Here is a 20418-nt window from a genome sequence, read left to right as displayed (position 1 = left end):
AGGCACGTCGCAACGCGATCAACTTGCCAGGCCAAGTACGGTCTTGTCGTGGCCTCCGTGCTCCTGGTCGAAGACGATCACGTCGTACGCGGCGCGATGCTGCGGTCCCTCGCTGACCGGGGGCATGCCGTGCACGCCGTGGGCACCGCCCTGGACGCGTTGCGCCGGGTCGCCGCGGAGACACCCGACCTGGTGGTGCTGGACCTCGGCCTGCCCGATCTCGACGGTTCCGACGCCCTGCGGATGCTGCGCGGCATCACCGACGTCCCGATCATCATCGCCACCGCCCGCGACGACGAGCAGTCGGTGGTCAAGCTGCTGCGCGCCGGGGCCGACGACTACATGGTCAAGCCGTTCACGGGCGCGCACCTGGACGCCCGCATCACCACGGTGCTGCGGCGTGCCGGGCGGGCCAGCCGGACGGTGCAGCCCGCGGTGCACACCGTCGGCGGGTTGCGGGTCGACGTCGGTGAGCGCAGCGCCCAGCTCGACGGGGAGCCGCTGGCGCTGACCCGTAAGGAATTCGACCTGCTGGCGTATCTCGCCGCACGACCCGGGCGGGTAGTGTCCCGCCGGGAACTCTTGGAGGAGGTATGGCGGCAGCCATCGGTCGGCGAGGATCAGACCATCGACGTACACCTGTACTGGCTCCGCAGAAAGATGGGCGAGTCCGCGGCGAAGCCGCGCTACCTGCGCACCGTGCGGGGGGTCGGGTTCCGGCTGGTGGCACCGGACTGAGGACGGCGCTGGCCCTGCTCACGGCCGGCATGTGCAGTCTCGTCGCGCTCGCGTTCCTGATCCCGCTCGGGTTGAGCCTGCGCGAGCAGAGCCGGGAGGAGGCGATCGCCGACGCGGCCCGGCGCAGCGCGCTGGTGACCGGGGCGCTGGCGGTGAGCACGGACCCGGCGGTGGTGGAACGCGCCGTCGTGGCCAGTGGTGACGGCGCGTCGACCCGGCCGGTGGTGCACGGGCTGGGGTTGGACGAGTCCGCCGGCCGCGCCAGCGGCAGCGACCTGGATCGTGCCCGCGCCGAGCGGCGCTCGCTGGTCACCGACGTGGACGGCGGGGTGGTCCGGCTCGACCCGGTGGTCCTCGGCGATCGGACGGCCGTGGTCGAGGTGTTCGTGGCGGACTCGACGTTGGGCGAGGGCGCCGGCGGCACCTGGCTTTTGCTGTTCGGGGTGGGCGCGGCGATGGCCGGCGCGGCGGTGCTGGTGGTCGACCGGGTGGCCGCCCGCGCGGTGGACGCCACCCGAGGTCTGGTCAAGGCCGCCCTGTCGATCGGCGACGGCGACCTGGGCGTACGCGTGGAGCCGACCGGGCCCCGTGAGCTGGCGGAGGCCGGGTACGCCTTCAACCGGATGGCCGACCGGCTGGACGCGGCGCGCACCGATGAGCGGGAGCTGGTGGCCGACCTGTCCCACCGGCTGCGGACGCCGTTGACGGTGCTGCGGCTGGACGCGGAGGCGCTGGAGTCCGACGACACCAGTGTGGGCTCGTTCAGCCCGGCGGAACTGGACCGGCTGCGGGGCATCCGGCGGATCCGGCAGGCGATCGTCACCCTCGAAGGTGAGATCGACGTGCTGATCAAGACCACGCGCAAGGCGGTGGCCCACGAGGCCGGCCCGGCGATGTGCGACGTCAGCGAGGTCGTCCGGGACCGGATGGTGTTCTGGGCGGCGCTCGCCGGTGACCAGAACCGGCCACACCGGGTCAACGGCGCTCAGCTGCGCATCCCCGCGCCCGTGCCACGCGCCGAGCTGGCCGCCGCGCTGGACGCGGTGATCGGCAACGTCTTCCGCTACACCCCGCAGGGAACGGCGTTCGAGGTGGCCGTGTCCCGCCGCGACGGGTACGTGGCGATCCGGATCGACGACGCCGGCCCGGGGATCGCCAACCCGGACCGGGCGCTGCGGCGGGGCACCAGCGACCAGGGCTCGACCGGGCTCGGCCTGGACATCGCCAAGCGGGTGGCGTTGCAGGCCAACGGCTCGGTCAGCATCGACCGGGCCCGGTTGGGCGGCGCCAGCGTGGTGATGCTGCTCGCCGACCCGGAGGCGACGCCCCGGCAGGTCAACCGGTTCGGCCTCGTGGGCCGGATGGCGCGCGACGCCCGGGACCAGAAGACGAGCGGCCGTCGCTGGCCCCGCCAGCGCCCCACCGACGACTGAGCAGCGCCCCACCGACGACTGAACACCCCCGCGCAGGCGACTAAAACACCTCCGACCGATCGGCCGACGGGGGCGCTCCGATCGGCTGAGCGGACCGGGGCTGTGCGGCGGCGCAAGTCTTCCTTAGATCGCGGTTAACGACGGCGGTCGGAGGCCCGCGGGCTGACAGGATCAGAGCACGAACCCACCAGTTCCACCGGCCAGCGCACCGCGCACCCACGGGCCGGTGGAGCCGCGCGCGCGGCGGGAGTCTCAGGTCCCCCCACACCCACGCTCCCGCCGCGCGCCCCGCTCACCCGAGCGGCCCAGCCCGACCGGCGTCAGCCGGCGCTGGCGACGTACGCGTCGATCTCGGCGGTGATCCGCTGCTTGCCGGCCGGGTCCAGGAAGGACGCGGTCACCGCGTTGCGGGCCAGGGCGGCCAGCTCCCCCGGGCCCGCCCCGAGCAGCCGGGCGGCCACCGCGTACTCGTCGTTGAGGGTGGTGCCGAACATCGGCGGGTCGTCGGAGTTGATGGTGACGAGCAGCCCGGCCTCGACCAGCCGGGGCAGCGGGTGCTCGTCGAGGTTGGCCACCGCCCGGGTCCGTACGTTGGACGTCGGGCAGATCTCCATCCCGATCTGCCGCTCGGCCAGGTACGCGAGCAGCTCCGGGTCCTTGGCGGCGGAGATGCCGTGCCCGATCCGCTCGGCGCCCAGCTCGTTCAGCGCGTCCCAGATGGTCTGCGGGCCGGTGGTCTCGCCCGCGTGCGGCACCGAGCGGAGCCCGGCCGCGCGGGCCTGGTCGAAGTAGGGCCGGAACTGCGGCCGGGGTACGCCGATCTCGGGGCCGCCGAGACCGAAGCTGATCAGCCCGTCCGGGCGCTCGTCGAGCGCGATGCGCAGCGTCTCCTCGGCCGCCGGCAGGCCGGCCTCGCCGGGGATGTCGAAGCACCAGCGCAGCTCAAGGCCGAAGTCGGCGGCGGCGCGCTTGCGGGCGTCCTCGATCGCCTCGCAGAACGCCGGCGCGGGGATGCCCCGGCGCACGTGCGAGTACGGGGTGATGGTCAGCTCCGCGTAGCGGACCTGCTGGCGGGCCAGCTCCCGGGCCACCTCGTGGGTGAGGAGCCAGACGTCCTCCGGGTCGCGGATGAGGTCGACGACGCTCAGGTAGACCTCGACGAAGTGGGCGAAGTCGCGGAACTCGAAGTAGGTGGCCAGGGCCGCCGGGTCGGCCGGGACGGGCGAGCGACCCTCGTGCCGGGCGGCCAGCTCGGCGACGATGTGGGGGGAGGCGGAGCCGACGTGGTGCACGTGCAGCTCCACCTTGGGCAGGCCGGCGATGAAGGTGGTCAGGTCGGTCACGGGTTCTCCTGGGCATGAGCGCCGGTGCGGGCGACGACGAAGACGCGGCGGAACGGGAAGGACACCTGGCCGTGCCGCGCCGGGTACGCGGCGGCGAGCCGTACGCCCAGCTCGGCCCGGAAGGCCGACCAGCCGGCGGCGTCCAGGGCGGCCCGGACGGGGCGCAGCGCGGTGCCCTCCATCCAGGCCAGCACCGGGTGGTCGGCGGCGGGTTCGGCCGGCAGCAGGTGCACGTAGGTAGTCTCCCAGGCGTCCACCGCGCAGCCGGCGGCGGTCAGCAGCTCCGCGTAGTCGGCCGGGTCGTCGACCGGGTCGGCGCGCAGCAGCGGGGTCAGCTCGGCACGCCAGGCCGGTCGGCCGGCGACCTCGCGCAGCGCCCGGTGCGACGGGGCGTCGAAGTTACCGGGGACCTGCATGGCGAGCCAGGCGCCGGCGGGCAGGTCGGCGGCCCAGCGGCGCAGCAGCTCCTGGTGGCCGGGCACCCACTGCAGGGCCGCGTTGGTGACCACCACGTCCTCGTCGCCGGCCGGGCGCCAGTCGCGCAGGTCGGCGACGGCGAACTCGACCGGGGTCGGCAGGGCGCGCGCCCGGTCGATCATCTCCGGCGCGGAGTCGAGGCCGCGGACCCGGGCGTCCGGCCAGCGCTCGGCGAGGGTCGCGGTGAGCTGGCCGGGCCCGCAGCCGAGGTCGACCACCGTCCGGGGCCGCACGGCGGGGACCCGGGCGAGCAGGTCGTGAAACGGCCGGGAGCGCTCGTCGCCGTAGCGCAGGTACGTCGTCGGATCCCACATCTCCGCCTCCAAACCGTACGTCCGTCTTGTTGACGGTACGGCTCGCCTGGCAGGCCGGCAACCCGATCACTAGGCTCGGGGGCATGGAACAGCGCAACTTCAACCGGCTCGGCCGGACTGTCGGAGTGGTTGGCCTGGGCGCCTGGCAGCTCGGCGCCGACTGGGGCACGGTCACCGAGGCCGACGCCATGGCCGTGCTCAGCGCCGCCGTGGACGCCGGAGTCACCTTCCTGGACACCGCCGACGTGTACGGCGACGGCCGCAGCGAGCAGTTGATCGGCCGCTTCCTGCGCTCCCGGCCCGACGCAGGCCTGACCGTCGCCACGAAGATGGGCCGGCGCGTCGAGCAGCGGCCGGAGGCGTACACCCTGGCTTACTTCCGGCAGTGGACCGACCGGTCCCGGGCCAACCTCGGAGTGGACACCCTGGACCTGGTCCAGCTGCACTGCCCGCCGACCGCCGTCTTCGCCGACGACGCGGTCTTCGACGCCCTGGACACCCTCGTCGCCGAGAAGGCCATCGCGGGGTACGGGGTCAGCGTGGAGACCTGCGACCAGGCGCTCACCGCCATCGCCCGGCCCGGCGTGGCCAGCGTCCAGATCATCCTCAACGCCGTCCGGCACAAGCCGCTGGAGCGCGTCCTGCCGGCAGCCGCGCAGGCCGGAGTCGGCATCATCGCCCGGGTGCCGCTGGCCAGCGGCCTGCTCTCCGGCCGCTACGACGAGCACACCGAGTTCCCCGCCGACGACCACCGCAACTACAACCGCCACGGCGAGGCGTTCGACGTGGGCGAGACGTTCTCCGGCGTCGACTACGCGCAGGGGCTCGCGGCCGTCCGTCGGCTGGCGCCGCTGGTCGACTCCGACCGTACGATGGCGCAGTTCGCGCTGCGGTGGGTGCTGGACCAGGCCGGTGTCACAGTCGTCATCCCCGGCGCCCGCGACGCCGAGCAGGCCCGGCGCAACGCCGCCGCGGCCGACCTGCAGCCGCTCACGGCCGCGCAACTGGCTGGCGTACGCGAGGTCTACGACGAGCTGATCCGCCCGCAGGTGCACGACCGGTGGTGAGCCGCCCACCCCGGGTGCTCGCGTCGCGCCACCGCAACGGCGATGCTGGGACCCGGGGGCGGCGCGCCGCCCGATCCGGGAAGGAGGGCCCGCGATGAGGGGTTGGCTGACGCTCACCCTCGGCCTGCTGGCCGTGGTGGTCGGTGCGGTGTGGACGGTGCAGGGCCTCGGCTACGTCAGCGGCAGCGCGATGACCGACGAGCGGATCTGGGCGGTGATCGGCCCGATCGTGGCCCTGGCCGGGTTGGTCGTCATCTGGCTGGGCCTGCGCTCGCGCCGTCGACGCTGACTGATGAACGTGGGAAGCCCCGCATCCCGGAAGGGATACGGGGCTTTACTGCAACGACCCCTCGCCGGGTCGTCCACTGACCGGCGGGGGCCGGCCACCCTCGTCAGAGGGGACGGACCTGCTCGGCCTGCGGGCCCTTCTGACCCTGGGCGATCTCGAACTCCACTCGCTGGTTCTCCTCCAGCGTGCGGTAGCCGCTGGACTGGATGGCCGAGAAGTGGACGAACACGTCAGCACCCCCGCCGTCGACGGTGATGAAGCCGAAGCCCTTGTCAGCGTTGAACCACTTCACGGTTCCCTGCGCCATGTGTATCTCCTTCTAAAACTGGCGGCCGTGCACGCCGTGCGGCCGATTGGCCGTTTTCGAGCAGCGGCGTCTGAGGCGGCCCCCACGAAGGGAACTTCTCTCAACCCACGCCATCTCGCAACAGCGTGGAACAGCAAATCACGTACGCAAAAAGTCTGCACGACCTGTCCGACGAATTTCTCCGACATGTGACCTGACGGATGCCCGAGGTCGCTGGGCGGCGTGCGGAGCCGTGCGAAAGGCCCCCTTCCCGTCGATATGGAAGGGGGCCTCACGTCGATGTCGGTCAGTCCGGCCAGTGGCCGGTCATCCGGCGCACGCCGACCGCTCCACCCCGGTCCACAGCGGCGCGGACCACCGCGAAAATGGCCCCCTGCAACGCCGCGGCGGCCAGGATCTCGCCCCAGCCGCGGTCCTCGTCGGTGGCGTTGGGCGCCTCGCCGTCGCCCGCCGTGACCTTCCAGACCTGCCGGAAGATCGCGCCGGCCACCGTACCCGCGGCGATACCCAACAACACGCCGACCGGCCGGTACGCGACCCTGCCGATGCTCTTGCTCACCTACGCCTCCCCCGCACGATCATCAGCACCACCACGGTGGCCACCGCGCCGGCGGCAATCGCCGCCCACGGCACCGGGTTGCGTCGAACCAGCTCGCTCTTCTCGCGGACCAGGCCGCCCTTGTCGTACGCCTGGGCGCGTGCCATCCCGGCGCCGCGGGCGGCCTGCCCGCGGACCCGGGCCATGGTCTGCGCCGCCTGCTCGCGCATCCGCTCCCGCGCCTGCTCGGCGGACTCCTTCAGGCGGGCCTTGACGTCCGCCTTGGCGGCCAGCGCCTCCATCGTCTCGCCCAGCTCGACCCGGGTGCGGCGGATCTCCTCGCGGAGGGCCTCGGTGTCGCCCCTCCCGTTGCCTGTCATGCCCGGCCCCTGTCCTTCACGGCGGCGGCGACGGTGTCCACATCAGCCCGGAGGCTGCGGACCGCTGCCGCCGGCATCGGCGGGACCGCACGGCTGACCTGCTTCTTTCCCACCAGCGCGAGAATGCCGGCAACCAGGAAGAGAGCCACCGCGACGATCAGCGCGGCAGCCCAGGCGGGCAGCACCAGGTCGAGCAGCAGGATCGCCGTGACGACCAGCGCGCCCAGGCCGTAGAACGCCAGCGCGCCGCCGCCGCCGAACAGGCCGATCCCGATACCGGCGTGCTTGCCCTTCTGGGTCAACTCCGCCCGGGCCAGCGCCAGTTCATCTCGCACCAGACGGGAGACCTGTTCGGTGGCCCGCTGCACCAGCTCGGCGGTGGAGGGCTCGCTCCCATTGCGGGATGTGCGGGCATTTGCCACGTCAGCCATGCTGTCCTCCTTTTCTCATCACCGCGCTGTATGCCCGGAGTTGCCGCTCGTCAATCCTAGAGCGCCCCGAGTCGGTGACCGTTCCTGTTGCCCGGTTGCCGCGCCGATCGCCGACAGAGATGTCCGGCAGCAGGTCCCCCGCCAAAGCCAACCCAAACCTCCCCGCCCACCCCCCTTTGACGGTGATCAAGAGGTTTGCGTCAGGAGTCGCGCTTTCCGTGGCGCAAACCTCTTGATCACCGGAATCAGCGGGTGGGGGTGGCGGGACTGGGGGTGGGGGTGGGGGTGGGGGTTTCGTCGGGGCCGACGAAGGCTTCGCTGCGGGCGTCGCCGTCGTCACTGCCGCCGAAGACGCGCGCGTCGTCGGGGGCCTCGGTGGCGCCCGGACGGCGGGTCGGCCGCCGGGGCTGGACCCACTGCCACGGCAGGTTGCTGCTGGCGTCGCCCAGCTCGGTGCGCATCCGGGGCATCGCGGTGGGCCGGTTGTCCCGGATCCAGGCCACCAGGTGCTCGCGGACGAGGCAGCGCAGGTCCCACAGGCTGCCCGCGTCGGCGGCGCTGACCAGCGCGCGCACCCGTACCGTCCCGCCGGTGGCGTCGGTGACCTGCAGGACGCAGACCCGGCCGTCCCACAGCTCGGTGCCCTCGACCAGCCGGCGCAGCTCCTCCCGCATGGTCTGCACCGGCACGGCCCAGTCGACGTCGAACTCGGCGGTGCCGAGCACGGCCGCCTCGGTCCGGGTCCAGTTCTGAAAGGGCGTGCTGGTGAAGTACGAGGTGGGCAGGATCAGCCGCCGGTCGTCCCAGATCTGGACCACCACGTAGCTGAGGGTCAGCTCCTCGATCCGACCCCACTCCCCCTCGACGACCACCACGTCGTCGAGGCGGACCGCGTCGCTGAAGGCGAGCTGCAGCCCGGCGAAGACGTTGCCGAGCAGACTCTGGGCGGCCAGCGCGGCCACCACACCGACCACACCGGCGGAGGTCAGCACGCCGGCGCCGATACCGCGCACGCTCGGGAACGTCATCAGCATCACGCCGACGGTCAGGATGACGATCACCGCGACGGTCAGCCGCCGCAGCATCACCACCTGGGTACGCACCCGTCGGGCGTGCCGGTTGTTCGGCACGTCGACGCGGAACCGGGCGAGCGCGGTGTCCTCCACGACGATCAGCAGCGCCGCCACCAGCCAGGCAGCGCTGGCGATCACGCAGAGCACCAGCAGGTGCAGCAGCAGCCGCCGCCAGCTCTCACCGACGGCGTACCCGGTGCTCAAGCGGATGGCGAACTGCACCGCGAGCACCGTGACGGCGACCTGGAACGGGCGGTGCGCGTGGTCGGTCAACTCGGTCATCAACAGCGAGCGGCGACCGAACCGTCGGGTGAGCCGGTGGATGACCCCGACCAGGAAAAGGGCGACCGCCGCCGCGGCGAGCGCGGCGACGGCCGTTTCGAGATAGCTCTGCACGAGTGGGGCGCTTCCCTTCGACCGGGGGCGGTAGTTCGGGCAAAAGCCCAATAGTGCCCGACGTCCCCGGTATCGACCAGCTCAGACCTTGCGGTACCGGGACTGGAGGAAGCAGTAGACGCCGAAGCAGGCGATGCCCAGGGCGACCAGGGTCAGCAGGAAGGTGCCGTACGACTGCTCGCCAAGGGTGTGCAGCGCGGCGTCCAGACCGCGGGCCTTCTCCGGGTCGTAGTTCACCGCCGCCACGATGACCAGCAGGCCGGCGATGCCGTACGCGACGCCCTTCGCGACGTACCCGGCGATGCCCAGCCGGCGGGCCAGCTTGCGGGTCTTCGGGCTCATCTCGCCGGTCTTCAGGTGCTTCTCGAACTTCTTGAGGATCCCGTAGATCACCAGACCGACGCCGATGGCGGCGAGCACCAGCCCGGCGAGGCCGACCAGCCAGCGGCCCCCGGTGGAGGTCATCAGCTTGCCGGTCAGCGCCTCCTGCTGGTCGGCGCTGTTCGAGCCGGCGTCGGAGAAGACCTTGAACGCGGTCCAGGCGAAGTAGAGGTAGACGATGGTCCGGCCGGCCGAGGCGAGCCGTTCGGTGACCCGCTTGCTGCCCCGCTCGGCGCGGTGCCCGACCGCCGCCTCCAACCCCTGCCAGATCGCCATGGCGAGCAGGCCGACCGCGGTGGCGATGACCAGGAACTTGCCCAGCGGTTGCGCGGCGAGCGTCCGCAGCGCGCCGGACTGGTCGCCGTCGTCGGACGACGAGCCGAACGCGATCTGCAGGGCCAGCCAGGCGAAGAGCAGGTGGACGATGCCGTAGCCGATGAAGCCGGCCCGGGCGAGGAGTTCCAGCCACCGGCTGTCCGCCGTTCGGGAGGCGGTGGCTTCGGCGCTACGGGTGAGTGACATGCGGCCACAATCTCCGATTTCGAAGATCCCCAAACGTCGGCCACCGCCGCCCGCCAGGTCAGTTGCCCGGGTTGCGGGAAACGCGGATCTTGACCTGCTGGTCGGTGACGCTGTCGAGGGTGACCGCGAAGCCGCCGGCCTCGGTGGCCTGCTGGCCGGTGGTGAGGGTGAGCTGCTCGCCGGCGACCTCGACGGTCACCTGGTCGCCCTCGGCCCCGACCAGCTTGGCCTCGACGCCCAGGATCGTGGCGCTCGCGTCGACACCCCGCTCGAAGGTGACCGTGCAGGCGTCCAGCCCGCAGTCGGTGGAGGCGCCCTGGGAGCTGCAACCGGCGAGCACGGCGAGGCCGAGCGCCAGGCCGGCGAAGAGGCCGGCGGCGCGGCGGACGGGGGGCAGGGGGATGGTGGCGGGTCGGTTCGTCACCTCGCCAAGGGTACGAGACGTCCGCGACGCCCAGGCGAGGGCGAGCGCGCAACGCATCCCGGCTAGGGTCCGGGCATGGCCTTCGACATCGCCCGTATCCGGGCCGCCTATCCCGCCCTGACCGAGGGCTTCGTCCACTTCGACGGCGCCGGGGGCACCCAGACCGCGGCCGGTGTGATCGACGCGGTCACCGACGTCATGCGCGCGGCCGTCGGCAACCGCAGCGCCGCGTTCGAGCCGGGCCGCCGCTCGCTGGAGCTGGTGGCGGCGGCCCGCTCGGCGGTCGCCGACCTGCTCGGCGCCGAGCCGGACGGGGTGGTGCTGGGCCCGAGCGCCACCGCGCTGACGTACACCCTGGCCCGTACGCTCGGCGCTGGTTGGCGGCCGGGCGACGAGGTGGTGGTGTCCCGGCTCGACCACGACGCCAACGTGCGCCCGTGGGTGCAGGCCGCCGAGGCCGCCGGCGCGACGGTGCGCTGGGCCGAGTTCGACAGGCACACCGGCGAGCTGCCCACCGGCCAGTACGCCGACCTGGTCGGCGAGCGGACCCGGCTGGTCGCGGTGACCGCCGGCAGCAACGCCATCGGCACCGTGCCGGACGTGCCGGCGATCGCCAAGATCGCGCACTCCGTCGGGGCGCTGGTCTGCGTCGACGGGGTGCACTCGGTGCCGCACGGGCCGACCGACCTGGCGTCGCTCGGCGCGGACGTGCTGGTCACCAGCGCGTACAAGTGGTCCGGGCCGCACCTGGCCGCGATGGTCGCCGACCCGGCCCGGTGGGCGGCGCTGCGCCCGGCGAAGCTGGTGCCGTCCGCGGACGCGGCGCCGGACCGTTTCGAGTACGGCACCCCGAGCTTCGCGCTGCTGGCCGGCGTGACCGCCGCGGTGAACCACCTCGCCGGGCTGGACCCGGACGCGGTCGGTGACCGCCGGGCGCGGCTGCGGGCCGGACTGGCCGCCGCGCAGGCGCACGAGGAGGCGCTGCTGGACCGGCTGCTCGCCGGACTCGCCGCGCGGCCCGCGATCACCGTCTACGGCTCGCCGGCGCGGCGCTGCCCGACGGTCTCGTTCCGGGTCGCCGGGATGTCGCCGGCGGCGACCCAGCAGGCGCTGGGCGACGCCGGGTTCTGCCTGTCGTCCGGCGACTACTACGCCTACGAGTACTTCCAGACGATGGGGTTGCGCGACAGCGGCGGCGCGGTGCGGGCCAGCATCTACCACTACAACACGGCGGACGAGGTGGACCGGTTGCTGGCCGAACTCGACGCGGTGGCCGACCGGACGGGGACAATGGCCCGGTGAGCACCCTCGTCGAGGACAACCCCGCCAAGAACCGCTTCGAGATCCTGGTCGACGACGCGCTGGCCGGCTTCACCGCGTACCTGCCCCGTGGGGAGGTGCTGGTCTTCACCCACACCGAGGTGGACAGCGGCTTCCAGGGCAAGGGCGTCGGCAGCGCGTTGATCCGGGGCGCCCTGGATCAGGTGCGCGCCCGCGGCGGCCGGGTGGTGCCGCAGTGCCCGTTCGTCGCCGCGTTCATCGACAAGCACCCCGAGTACGCCGACCTGGTCGCCGAGCAGCCGTAACCGAACGGGTCGGCGTCAGCGGGCCCGGCCGGTCAGCACTTCGGCGGCGGCCTGCCCGCTGGCCCGGGTGGCGCCGTGGGTGGCCAGATGGGCCGACCCGGTGACCAGCTCGGGCACGCCCAGCTCGACCACCACCGCGTCGGGCCGGGCGCTGAGCGCACGCCGCACCGCCGCGCGCATCCACTCGTGCCGGTGCAGGTCACGGACCACCAGGACGAGGGGACGGTCGCCGGCCCCGGCGCCCGGGTCGGCGGGCACGTCGGGCTCGGCGTGGCGCACCGTCGTCGTGCCGGGCAGCAGCTCGCCCAGCGGTTCCCCGATGCCCCACGGGGTCTCCGCGCCGATGGCGATGTTGCGCGGCGGCTCGAACTCGACCACGTACGCGGCGCGGGTCAGCGGCAGCGCGCTCGACGCGTCCGGGCCGGTGGTGACCCGCACGGCACGACGGGCGGCGACCAGCCCGACGTCGGAGGCCCCGTGGACGGCGCCCGAGCGGGCGGCGCGGGCGGCCACCGTCCAGGCGGCGAGCTGCCCGACCCGCTTGGCGGCCTCGGCGAGGCGTTCCTCGGGCAGCTCACCGGAGACGACGGCGGCCACGATGGCGTCGCGCAGCTCCCGGGCCGCCCCCTCGTCGGCCCGCTCACCACCGACGCAGATCGCGTCGGCCCCGGCGGCCAGCGCCCGCACCGCCGCGCCGGCGAAGCCGTACCGGTCGGCGACCGCGCGCATCTCCACCGCGTCGGTCACCACCACGCCGGAGAAACCCATCTCGTCGCGGAGCAGCCCGCCCAGGATGCGCTGGCTCAACGTGGCCGGCAGCCGCTCGTCGAGCGCGGGCACCAGCAGGTGGCCGGTCATCACCGCCTGCACGCCGGCCGCCACGGCGGCGCGGAACGGCACCAGCTCGCAGGCGTCCAGACGGGCCCGGTCGGCGGTGATCCGGGGCAGGTCGTGGTGGGAGTCGACGCGGGTGTCACCGTGCCCGGGGAAGTGCTTGGCACAGGCGGCCACGCCGCCGCGCTGCAACCCGCGGACCCAGGCGGCGGTGTGCCGCGCGACGAGCGCCGGGTCGGCCCCGAACGACCGGACGCCGATCACCGGGTTGGCCGGGTTGGAGTTGACGTCGGCGTCCGGCGCGTAGTCGAGGGTCACCCCGGCCGCCGCCAGCTCGACGCCGAGGTCGAGGGCGACCGCCTCGGTCAGCGCCGGATCGTCGACCGCGCCGAGGGCGAAGTTCCCCGGCCGGGTGCTGCCCCGGGCGGACTCGATCCGGGTGACGTCGCCGGCCTCCTCGTCGATCGCCACGATGACGTCCGGCCGCTCGGCGCGCAGCGTGGCGGTCAGCGCCGCCACCTGGGCGGTGTCGACGACGTTGCGGGCGAAGAGCACCACCGAGCCGAGCCCTTCGCCGAGCCAGCGGCACACCCACTGTGGCGGCGTGGTGCCGACGAACCCGGGTTGCAGGACGGCGGCGGCCAGCGCCGGAAGGTGCCCGGCGGGCGCGGTCACGCCGTGGCCCCGAAACGCTCGGCGTCGGTCGCGGGCGTCGGCGCGTTGCCGCCGACCCGCTGGTTGCGCTCGCTCATGCGGCCCCCGTACCCCATCTCTCGCGCGCCCTCGGCGCACCGCCACCGGCAGGCGGTGCTGCCATGGTCACACCGAGCGATTCAATAGTCAATAAACCTTACAGTTGCCCGGCCGCACCGTTCCCGGGAGAGTGCGGGGATGGACCCCGCCCTGCTGGCCGACGCCACGAGCCCGGCCGACATCCCCGGCGTACGCCTGCTCGGCCTGGTGGTCGGCGCCCTCCTGCTGCTCGCGGCGATCCGGGCGATGTTCGGCCGGCGGTGAGCGATCAGGCCCCGGCCTACCGGTGTGGCCGACCGCGACCGGGGTACGGCTTCCCCATCAGCTGGTCCGCGCGCCGAAGGGGAAGCGATGAAGATCGGTTACTTTCTGTCCAGTGAGGAGTTCACGCCGGCCGAGCTGGTGGAGCAGGCCCGCGGCGCCGAACGGGCCGGCTTCGAGGCGCTGTGGATCTCCGACCACTATCACCCCTGGGTGGACGCGCAGGGCCAGAGCCCGTTCGTCTGGTCGATGATCGGCGCGCTCAGCCAGGTCTGCTCGCTGCCGGTGACCACGGCGGTGACCTGCCCGACCGTGCGGATCCACCCGGCCGTGATCGCCCAGGCGGCGGCGACCAGCGCGGTGCTGCACGGCGGGCGGTTCGTGCTCGGCGTCGGCACCGGCGAGGCGCTCAACGAGCACATCTTCGGCGACGCCTGGCCGCCGGCCGACGTCCGGCTGGAGATGCTGGAGGAGGCCGTCGAGGTGCTGCGAGAGCTGTGGGACGGCGGCTTCGTCAACCACCGCGGTAAGCACTACACGGTGGAGAACGCCCGGATCTACACGCTGCCCGACACGCCGCCGTCGATCTACGTCTCCGGCTTCGGCCCGAAGGCCATCGAACTGGCCGCCCGCATCGGCGACGGCTACGTGAGCACCATGCCCGACGGTGAGATGGTCCGGCGCTTCAGGGAGAACGGCGGCGGCGACAAGCCGTGCCAGGCCGGCTTCAAGGCGGCGTACGCGGCCAGCGAGTCCGAGGGCGCGCGGATCGCGTACGAGCGCTGGCCCAATGCCGGGGTGCCGGGCGAGCTGTCCCAGGTGCTGCCCTCGCCGCGCCACTTCGAGCAGGCCGCCGAGCTGGTCACGCCGGAGATGGTGCGCGACGCGTTCGTCTGCGGCAACAGCGCCGACGCGCACCTGGAGATGATCGACAAGTACGCCAAGGCCGGCTTCGACGAGGTGTACGTGGCCAACACCGGCCCGCACTACCAGGGCCTGTTCGACCTCTACCAGCGCGAGGTGCTCCCCCGCCTGCGCTGAGCCACCGACCCGCCGAGCCCATGATCGCCGAACGCGTTTCGGCGGTCGTGGGCTCGGGTACCTCCGGCCCTCGATGAAACTGTCCACGCATTCGATGACGTTGCGCCGCGCGGCGCGGAGCCTCTTCGGCTGGAAAGCGCTGCGGCCCAACCAGCTCGCCGCCATGCGCGCGGTGATGAAGCGACGTGACGCCCTGGTGGTGTTGCCCACCGGCGCCGGCAAGTCGGCCATCTACCAGATCCCGGCCAGCCTGATCCCCGGCCCGACCGTGGTGATCTCTCCGCTGCTGGCGCTGCAACAGGACCAGATCGCGGCGCTGAACGAGCGTCAGCGTCCGGAGCTGCGGGCGGTGCGGATCAGCTCGAACGAGTCGGCCGCGCAGCAGGCCGAGGCGATCGCCGAGATCCAGTCGGGCCGGGCGGAGTTCCTGTTCATCACGCCGGAGCAGTTGAGCAACCCGGACCGGATGGCCGAGGTCGCCGCGCTGAAGCCGGCGCTGGTGGCGATCGACGAGGCGCACTGCATCTCCGCCTGGGGGCACGACTTCCGGCCCGACTACCTGGCGCTGGGCCACCTCATCGAGGGCATCGGCCGGCCGCCGGTGGTCGCGCTGACCGCCACCGCCTCCCCGCCGGTACGCGACGACATCATCGCCCGCCTGCGGCTGCGCGAGCCCGAGGTGGTGGTGTCCGGGCTGGACCGGTCCAACCTGTTCCTGGAGGTGGCGCACTGCCCCACCGAGGACTACCGGTGGCGGCGGCTGATCGCGCTGCTGCGCGACGACGAGCGACCGGGGATCATCTACGTGCCGACCCGCAGGTCGGCCGAGGAGCTGGCCGCCCGGCTGACCGACGCGGGCTTCCCGGCGCAGTTCTACCACGGTGGGATGCCGGCCGGGGCGCGCAACGAGCTGCACGAGGCGTTCCTCGCCGACCAGGTGCCGATCATGGTGGCCACCTCGGCGTTCGGAATGGGCATCGACAAGCCCAACATCGCCTGGGTGGTGCACATGGCGCTACCCGACTCGCCGGACAGCTACTTCCAGGAGATCGGCCGGGCCGGACGTGACGGACAGCCGGCCCGGGTGCTGCTGCTCTGGCAGGCCGAGGACGTGGGCCTGCAACGGTTCTTCAGCGGCGGCCTGCCGGACCCCGACGAGCTGCGTGACCTGGCCGCGCTGCTGCGCCGCAAGCCGGCCACCAAGACCGAGCTGCGCGAGGCCACCGGCCTCGGCCCGCGCAAGCTGGGCCAGTACCTCTCGCTGCTGGAGCAGGCCGGCGCCGCCGAGCCGCGCGCCCGGCAGCGCATCGCCGCGCCCCGCTACTCGCCCACCCCGACCGACGCGGCGGCCGCGGCGCTGGCCGAGGCGGAACGCCAGCAGACGGTGACCCGCTCCCGCACGGACATGATGCGGGCCTTCGCCGAGACCACCGCCTGTCGCGGGCAGACCCTGCTGGCCTACTTCGGCGAGCAGATGACCGAGGTCTGCGCGCACTGCGACAACTGCCACCGGGGCACCAGCGTGGCCGACCAGGGCGCGGTCGGGCCGTTTCCGGTGCACAGCCAGGTGCGCCACGCGGAGTGGGGGCACGGCCTGGTGCTCTCCTACGAGGACGACAAGATGACGGTTCTCTTCGATGAGGTCGGGTACAAGACCCTGTCGGTGCGCGTGGTGTCCGAGCAGGGTCTGCTGACCCTGGACTAGCCTGACCCGGGCACCGGTGCGGGGCCCGTGGATTGACACACTGAGCAGGGCGGAAGGGGCGTTGCCGTGATCGAGCAGCCGGCGTACACCGGTTTCGGTTTCTCCGACGGGGAGTGGGGGCTGCTGGTCGGCCTCCCGCAGTCGGTGCTGACCGCGGCGAGCGCCGCCGAGTCCGACGGCACCCGCCGGACCATGGCGGAGAACGCGGCCGGGCTGGAGACCATCGCCGCGGGCCGGGAGTCGGCCAGCCCGCTGGTCGCCGCCGTGGCCGGCGAGATCGTCGCGCGGGTCGGCGACCCGGACAGCGGCGAGGAGCTGCCGGTCATCGCGCCCGCCGACCCGGGCGCGATGATCGACGACGTGCTGGTGCGGGCCGGCGAGGCGTCCGCGTTGCTGGCCGCCCGGGTCGACGAGGGCGAGGCCGGCGCGTACAAGCACTGGCTGGTGAAGATCGCCGAGCAGGTGGTCGGCGCCGCGTCCAGCGGCGGGCTGCTCGGCCTCGGCGGCGAGTCGGTCAGCGACTCCGAGCGGCGGTTCCGCGACCGGCTCGCGCACGTGCTCAACGACTGACCGACGACGCTTCCGACAGCGGCGTACCGTTCGGTTCGGTCGGCTCGGCGGCCAGCGCCGCCGGGTCGGCCGGCCGGACGCCGCGCAGCGTCACCAGCGCGGTCGCCGCGCCCAGGACCATCGCCACCATGGCGGCGATCGCGGCGAGGTGCAGCCCGTCGGTGAAGGCGAACCGGGCTGCGTGCAGCACCGCGTCACCCACCTCCGCCGGCAGTCCCCGGGTCACGGCGAGGGCACCGCCCAGCGTCTCCCCGGCCGCGTCGCGGGCGTCCACCGGCAGCCCGGCCGGCAGCTCGTCGAGGAACTCGCGGCGGTAGATCGCGGCGCCCACGCTGCCCAGGATGGCCATCCCCAGCGCGCCGCCCAGCTCGCTGCTGGACTCGGTCAGGGCGGAGGCGACACCGGCCTGCTCCGGCGGCGCCGCACCGAGGACCAGCTCGGTGACCAGCGACATCACCATCACCAGGCCGCCCGCGTACACGCTGGCGCCGACCAGCAGCAGCCAGAGCGGCGTCTCGGGCGTGACCCGAGTCAGCACCGCGAACCCGAGCACGGCGATCGCGAAGCCGGCGCCGATCAGGTACGCCCGCTCGACACGCTGGGCGAGCGCGGCGGCGGCCGGGGCCACGCCGCCCACCGCCAGCGACGGCACCAGGCTCCACAGTGCCGCCCGCAGCGGGCTCAGGCCGAGCACCAGTTGCAGGTGCTGGGTGGTGAAGATGGCGAACCCGACAAGGGCGAACATCGCCAGCAGGTTCACCGCGAGCGACCCGGCGAAGCCGTGGCGACGAAACAGCGCCAGGTCGACCATCGGGTACGCCCGGGTCCGCTGCCGGTGCAGGAAGAGCGCCCCGACGAGCAGACCGGCGACGACGGCCAGCACCCGGACCGCGCTGACGCCGTCGCGGGCCATCTCCTTGATGCCGTAGATCACCGGCAACAGCGCGCCGAGCGACAGCGCCGCGCTGACCAGGTCGAACCGCCCGCGCACCGGGTTGCGGAACTCGGGCACCAGGACCGGGGCGAGCAGGAGCAGCAACAGCATCGCCGGAATGTTGATCAGGAAGATGGAGCCCCACCAGAAGTGCTCCAGCAGGACGCCGCTGAGCACCGGTCCGATGGCGATGCCGCCGGTGAGCGTGGCGGTCCAGATGCCGATCGCGGTGCCCCGCTGCTTGGCGTCGTGGAACATGTTGCGCACCAGGGCGAGCGTGGACGGCATCAGGGTGGCCCCGCCGACGCCGAGCACGGCGCGCGCGGCGATCAGCGTCGCGGCGCTGTCGGCGTACGCGGCCAGCAGGGACGCGGCGCCGAACGCGGTGGCGCCCAGCAGCAGGAGCCGACGCCGGCCGATCCGGTCGCCGAGGGCGCCCATGGTGATCAGCAGTCCGGCGAGCACGAAGCCGTAGATGTCGAAGATCCAGAGCTGCTGGGTTGCGGTGGGCCGCAGCTCCTCGCTGATGAACGGGACGGCGAAGTAGAGCACCGACACGTCCATCGAGACCAGGAGCAGCGGCAGCATCAGCACCGCGAATCCGATCCATTCCCGCCGGCCCGCGCGGGGTGCCGGTGCGGTCGTCGCTGTCATGGGAGAACTCCTTCTGCGTATGGCGTACGCTGTTATGCGTAGACCATACGCAGAACTAGGATGGCGGGGCAAGGAGGAAATGTGGCGGAGACGAAAGACGACAGCGGCCCGGCGCTCCCGCCGGCCATTGAGAGCGCCTGGGGCCTGCGGGGGCGGCCACCGCGGGGTCCCCGACCCGGCCTCAGCGTGCCCGCCATCGTCGACGCCGCCGTACGGGTCGCCGACGCCGACGGGCTGCCGGCCGTCTCGATGAGCCGGGTGGCCAAGGAGTTGGGCGCGGCCACCATGGCCCTCTACCGGCACGTCGCCTCCAAGGACGAGCTGCTGACGCTCATGGTGGACGCCGGGTACGGCCCGTCGCCCGGCCCGGCCTCGCCGGACGACGACTGGCGCGCCCGCCTGACCCGCTGGGCCTGGGCCGAACACGACGTGCTGCGACAGCGCCCCTGGCTGCTGCACGTGCCGATCACCGGCCCGCCGATCACCCCTCAGCAGCTCGACTGGATGGAGGACGGGCTGCGCTGCCTCGACGGCACCACCCTGCCCGAAGGCGAGAAGATGTCGATCCTCCTGCTGATCACCGGGTACGTCCGCAACGAGGCCACGCTCACCAACCAGATCGCCGAGGGCAGCCGGGCGGCCGGCGTCGAGCCGGGCGAGATGATGCCGGCGTACCGCCGGATGGTGGGGCGTCTCATCGACCCGGTCCGCTTCCCCGCGCTGCTGCGGGTGCTGAACGCCGGCGTCCTCGACCAGGACGACGACCCGGACGACGAGTTCACGTTCGGCCTGGACCGGATCCTCGACGGCATCGAGGCGCTGATCGCCCGCCGAGCGGCCTGAGGCGACGCCGATGCTTCCCAGAGAGACCGTCGACACCACCGTCCTGCCACCCGGTGAACGGTTCGGCATGTGGCTGGACCTGGTGGCGCGCACCTCCGCGCCGTTGCGGATCCGGTCCGCGCACACGGCCGACTTCGCCGCCCGGGCCGACTTCGTCGACCTCGGCGCGATCCAACTGGTCGAGTACCAGTACCCGTCACTGGACGCCACCCGCACCCGCAAGCTGGTCCGCCGCTCGGACCCGGAGCTCTACGTGCTCGCCCTCACCACCGGTGGCGTCGGCACGTCCAGTCAGGACGGTCGCCGCAGCGAGATCCTGGCCGGCGAGTTCACCTTCTACGACGCCTCCCGCGAACACGACGTCTGCCACCACTCGACCGAGCCGCAACGGACCCAGGCCACCTCGATCATCACGCTGATCCCGCACGCCGCGCTGCCGCTGCCACCCCAGCGGATGGCCGCGCTCTACGGCGGCCGGATGTCCGGCAGCGAGGGGCTCGGTGCGCTGCTGGCGCAGTTCCTGCTCCAGGTGACCGGGCACCCCGAGCAGTACCACGCCGCCGACGCCGGCCGGCTCGGCGCGGTGGGGCTGGACCTGGCCACCACCATGCTCGGCCGGCACCTGGTCGCCGAGGACGCGGTGCCGACCGAGGTCCGCCGCCGGGCGCTGGTCGCCCAGGTGCAGGCGTACGTCCACCGCCACCTCGGCGACGCGACGCTCAGCCCACAGGTCGTCGCGGACGCCCACCACATCTCGCTGCGCACACTGCACCGCCTCTTCGAGGCCGAGAACTCCACTGTGGCGTCGTACATCCGGGACCTTCGGCTGGACCGGTGCCGGCGTGACCTGACCGACCCGACGCTGCGGACCCAGCCCGTGCAGGTCATCGCCGCGCGCTGGGGGTTCGGGGACAAGGCCCACTTCAGTCGCGTGTTCCGGGCGGCGTACGGGGTGAGCCCGCAGGCGTGTCGCGACGGCGACGCACTTGCGGCGCGGCCCGTCAACCGCCTGGCGTCCAGAGTCAACTCGTCCGGGGCAGACTGACGACCGACGTGGCCGAGGCGGCGCCCGTGCACCGGGCTCGACAGCGGCCACGAACGGGGGCCGTGGCGAGGCGCCCGCC

The 20418-nt window shown here is 73.1% G+C and carries 23 protein-coding genes; 12 read left to right on the top strand and 11 right to left on the bottom strand.

Features of this window, described 5'->3' with window-relative positions; all coding sequences use genetic code 11:
- The first annotated feature begins 48 nt into the window (after positions 1-48).
- Positions 49-738 (top strand): response regulator transcription factor, encoded by a 690-nt coding sequence (locus ACFYPH_RS15140; RefSeq protein WP_007458139.1) that lies wholly within the window; start codon positions 49-51, stop codon positions 736-738.
- 29 nt (positions 739-767) lie between these two features.
- Positions 768-2171: a HAMP domain-containing sensor histidine kinase gene (locus ACFYPH_RS15135; protein WP_363941735.1), complete on the top strand. Its 1404-nt coding sequence runs from the start codon at positions 768-770 to the stop codon at positions 2169-2171.
- A gap of 320 nt (positions 2172-2491) precedes the next feature.
- On the opposite strand, the gene ACFYPH_RS15130 is transcribed toward ACFYPH_RS15135, so the two are convergent.
- Positions 2492-3514: an adenosine deaminase gene (locus ACFYPH_RS15130; protein ID WP_387182091.1), complete on the bottom strand. Its 1023-nt coding sequence runs from the start codon at positions 3512-3514 to the stop codon at positions 2492-2494.
- Positions 3511-4305, bottom strand: a complete 795-nt coding sequence (locus ACFYPH_RS15125) for a trans-aconitate 2-methyltransferase (RefSeq protein WP_354861979.1) — start codon at positions 4303-4305, stop codon at positions 3511-3513. Before ACFYPH_RS15125 ends, ACFYPH_RS15130 begins: the two co-directional genes overlap by 4 nt.
- Before the next feature lie 83 nt (positions 4306-4388).
- On the opposite strand from ACFYPH_RS15125, the gene ACFYPH_RS15120 reads away from it, so the two are divergent.
- Together ACFYPH_RS15120 and ACFYPH_RS15115 are read left to right on the top strand one after the other, a co-directional pair.
- Positions 4389-5372 carry an aldo/keto reductase gene (locus tag ACFYPH_RS15120; RefSeq protein WP_387182088.1) on the top strand — a complete coding sequence of 328 codons (984 nt, stop codon included), beginning with the start codon at positions 4389-4391 and terminating at the stop codon, positions 5370-5372.
- A 94-nt stretch (positions 5373-5466) separates the two neighbouring features.
- Entirely contained in the window at positions 5467-5661 is a 195-nt protein-coding gene (locus tag ACFYPH_RS15115; RefSeq protein WP_354861983.1) for a hypothetical protein, read from the top strand.
- Positions 5662-5764: 103 nt separating this feature from the next.
- Here the strand turns inward: ACFYPH_RS15115 and ACFYPH_RS15110 are convergent, their stop codons facing one another.
- The 7 genes from ACFYPH_RS15110 to ACFYPH_RS15080 all read right to left on the bottom strand — a co-directional run bounded on the left by ACFYPH_RS15110 (position 5765) and on the right by ACFYPH_RS15080 (position 10113).
- Positions 5765-5968 carry a cold-shock protein gene (locus ACFYPH_RS15110; protein ID WP_013732668.1) on the bottom strand — a complete coding sequence of 68 codons (204 nt, stop codon included), beginning with the start codon at positions 5966-5968 and terminating at the stop codon, positions 5765-5767.
- A gap of 286 nt (positions 5969-6254) precedes the next feature.
- Complete coding sequence (locus tag ACFYPH_RS15105) at positions 6255-6527, bottom strand: DUF4235 domain-containing protein (protein WP_354861985.1); 273 nt, start codon at positions 6525-6527, stop codon at positions 6255-6257.
- Positions 6524-6886, bottom strand: a complete 363-nt coding sequence (locus ACFYPH_RS15100) for a DUF3618 domain-containing protein (protein WP_355136272.1) — start codon at positions 6884-6886, stop codon at positions 6524-6526. The genes ACFYPH_RS15105 and ACFYPH_RS15100 overlap by 4 nt, the downstream gene beginning before the upstream one ends.
- Entirely contained in the window at positions 6883-7317 is a 435-nt protein-coding gene (locus ACFYPH_RS15095; protein WP_007458124.1) for a phage holin family protein, read from the bottom strand. Before ACFYPH_RS15095 ends, ACFYPH_RS15100 begins: the two co-directional genes overlap by 4 nt.
- Before the next feature lie 245 nt (positions 7318-7562).
- Positions 7563-8786 (bottom strand): mechanosensitive ion channel domain-containing protein, encoded by a 1224-nt coding sequence (locus tag ACFYPH_RS15090; protein ID WP_354860972.1) that lies wholly within the window; start codon positions 8784-8786, stop codon positions 7563-7565.
- Between the two features lie 81 nt (positions 8787-8867).
- Positions 8868-9689, bottom strand: coding sequence for a DUF1206 domain-containing protein (locus ACFYPH_RS15085; RefSeq protein WP_387182082.1), 822 nt, complete (start codon positions 9687-9689; stop codon positions 8868-8870).
- 58 nt (positions 9690-9747) lie between these two features.
- Positions 9748-10113, bottom strand: a complete 366-nt coding sequence (locus ACFYPH_RS15080; protein WP_354860975.1) for a hypothetical protein — start codon at positions 10111-10113, stop codon at positions 9748-9750.
- 75 nt (positions 10114-10188) lie between these two features.
- On the opposite strand from ACFYPH_RS15080, the gene ACFYPH_RS15075 reads away from it, so the two are divergent.
- Together ACFYPH_RS15075 and ACFYPH_RS15070 are read left to right on the top strand one after the other, a co-directional pair.
- Positions 10189-11415 carry a cysteine desulfurase-like protein gene (locus tag ACFYPH_RS15075; protein ID WP_387182078.1) on the top strand — a complete coding sequence of 409 codons (1227 nt, stop codon included), beginning with the start codon at positions 10189-10191 and terminating at the stop codon, positions 11413-11415.
- On the top strand, positions 11412-11699 hold the full coding sequence (locus tag ACFYPH_RS15070; protein ID WP_363938878.1) for a GNAT family N-acetyltransferase: 288 nt from the start codon (positions 11412-11414) through the stop codon (positions 11697-11699). Before ACFYPH_RS15075 ends, ACFYPH_RS15070 begins: the two co-directional genes overlap by 4 nt.
- Before the next feature lie 15 nt (positions 11700-11714).
- Here the strand turns inward: ACFYPH_RS15070 and ACFYPH_RS15065 are convergent, their stop codons facing one another.
- Entirely contained in the window at positions 11715-13208 is a 1494-nt protein-coding gene (locus ACFYPH_RS15065; RefSeq protein ID WP_387182074.1) for a glycoside hydrolase family 3 protein, read from the bottom strand.
- Between the two features lie 216 nt (positions 13209-13424).
- Here ACFYPH_RS15065 and ACFYPH_RS15060 point away from each other — a divergent pair, with 216 nt between their 5' ends.
- From ACFYPH_RS15060 to ACFYPH_RS15045, 4 genes are all read left to right on the top strand, one after another.
- Positions 13425-13550, top strand: coding sequence for a hypothetical protein (locus tag ACFYPH_RS15060; RefSeq protein ID WP_255421242.1), 126 nt, complete (start codon positions 13425-13427; stop codon positions 13548-13550).
- An 87-nt stretch (positions 13551-13637) separates the two neighbouring features.
- On the top strand, positions 13638-14588 hold the full coding sequence (locus ACFYPH_RS15055; RefSeq protein ID WP_387182071.1) for a TIGR03557 family F420-dependent LLM class oxidoreductase: 951 nt from the start codon (positions 13638-13640) through the stop codon (positions 14586-14588).
- A gap of 73 nt (positions 14589-14661) precedes the next feature.
- Entirely contained in the window at positions 14662-16293 is a 1632-nt protein-coding gene (locus ACFYPH_RS15050) for an ATP-dependent DNA helicase RecQ (RefSeq protein WP_354860982.1), read from the top strand.
- Positions 16294-16359: 66 nt separating this feature from the next.
- On the top strand, positions 16360-16863 hold the full coding sequence (locus ACFYPH_RS15045) for a hypothetical protein (protein ID WP_354860983.1): 504 nt from the start codon (positions 16360-16362) through the stop codon (positions 16861-16863).
- Here the strand turns inward: ACFYPH_RS15045 and ACFYPH_RS15040 are convergent.
- Complete coding sequence (locus ACFYPH_RS15040) at positions 16853-18451, bottom strand: MFS transporter (protein ID WP_387182067.1); 1599 nt, start codon at positions 18449-18451, stop codon at positions 16853-16855. The two genes, ACFYPH_RS15045 and ACFYPH_RS15040, sit on opposite strands and share 11 nt — an antisense overlap.
- 81 nt (positions 18452-18532) lie before the next feature.
- Between ACFYPH_RS15040 and ACFYPH_RS15035 the strand changes: the two genes are divergently transcribed.
- Positions 18533-19294 (top strand): TetR/AcrR family transcriptional regulator, encoded by a 762-nt coding sequence (locus tag ACFYPH_RS15035; RefSeq protein ID WP_387182065.1) that lies wholly within the window; start codon positions 18533-18535, stop codon positions 19292-19294.
- A 10-nt stretch (positions 19295-19304) separates the two neighbouring features.
- Positions 19305-20339: a helix-turn-helix domain-containing protein gene (locus ACFYPH_RS15030; RefSeq protein ID WP_355136259.1), complete on the top strand. Its 1035-nt coding sequence runs from the start codon at positions 19305-19307 to the stop codon at positions 20337-20339.
- Positions 20340-20418: the final 79 nt, after the last annotated feature.

Source organism: Micromonospora sp. NPDC005252, assembly GCF_042872475.1.
Lineage (GTDB): Bacteria > Actinomycetota > Actinomycetes > Mycobacteriales > Micromonosporaceae > Micromonospora.
This window is presented reverse-complemented; position numbering and strand designations above follow the sequence as displayed.

What these genes read in the sequence shown, in the direction of transcription:
- ACFYPH_RS15100 (WP_355136272.1), bottom strand. Translation starts at nt 6,886, where the DNA reads ATGACAGGCAACGGGAGGGGCGACACCGAGGCCCTCCGCGAGGAGATC.
- ACFYPH_RS15095 (WP_007458124.1), bottom strand. Translation starts at nt 7,317, where the DNA reads ATGGCTGACGTGGCAAATGCCCGCACATCCCGCAATGGGAGCGAGCCC.
- ACFYPH_RS15125 (WP_354861979.1), bottom strand. Translation starts at nt 4,305, where the DNA reads ATGTGGGATCCGACGACGTACCTGCGCTACGGCGACGAGCGCTCCCGG.
- ACFYPH_RS15040 (WP_387182067.1), bottom strand. Translation starts at nt 18,451, where the DNA reads ATGACAGCGACGACCGCACCGGCACCCCGCGCGGGCCGGCGGGAATGG.
- ACFYPH_RS15055 (WP_387182071.1), top strand. Translation starts at nt 13,638, where the DNA reads ATGAAGATCGGTTACTTTCTGTCCAGTGAGGAGTTCACGCCGGCCGAG.
- ACFYPH_RS15075 (WP_387182078.1), top strand. Translation starts at nt 10,189, where the DNA reads ATGGCCTTCGACATCGCCCGTATCCGGGCCGCCTATCCCGCCCTGACC.
- ACFYPH_RS15085 (WP_387182082.1), bottom strand. Translation starts at nt 9,689, where the DNA reads ATGTCACTCACCCGTAGCGCCGAAGCCACCGCCTCCCGAACGGCGGAC.
- ACFYPH_RS15135 (WP_363941735.1), top strand. Translation starts at nt 768, where the DNA reads ATGTGCAGTCTCGTCGCGCTCGCGTTCCTGATCCCGCTCGGGTTGAGC.
- ACFYPH_RS15050 (WP_354860982.1), top strand. Translation starts at nt 14,662, where the DNA reads ATGAAACTGTCCACGCATTCGATGACGTTGCGCCGCGCGGCGCGGAGC.
- ACFYPH_RS15060 (WP_255421242.1), top strand. Translation starts at nt 13,425, where the DNA reads ATGGACCCCGCCCTGCTGGCCGACGCCACGAGCCCGGCCGACATCCCC.
- ACFYPH_RS15115 (WP_354861983.1), top strand. Translation starts at nt 5,467, where the DNA reads ATGAGGGGTTGGCTGACGCTCACCCTCGGCCTGCTGGCCGTGGTGGTC.
- ACFYPH_RS15120 (WP_387182088.1), top strand. Translation starts at nt 4,389, where the DNA reads ATGGAACAGCGCAACTTCAACCGGCTCGGCCGGACTGTCGGAGTGGTT.
- ACFYPH_RS15030 (WP_355136259.1), top strand. Translation starts at nt 19,305, where the DNA reads ATGCTTCCCAGAGAGACCGTCGACACCACCGTCCTGCCACCCGGTGAA.
- ACFYPH_RS15110 (WP_013732668.1), bottom strand. Translation starts at nt 5,968, where the DNA reads ATGGCGCAGGGAACCGTGAAGTGGTTCAACGCTGACAAGGGCTTCGGC.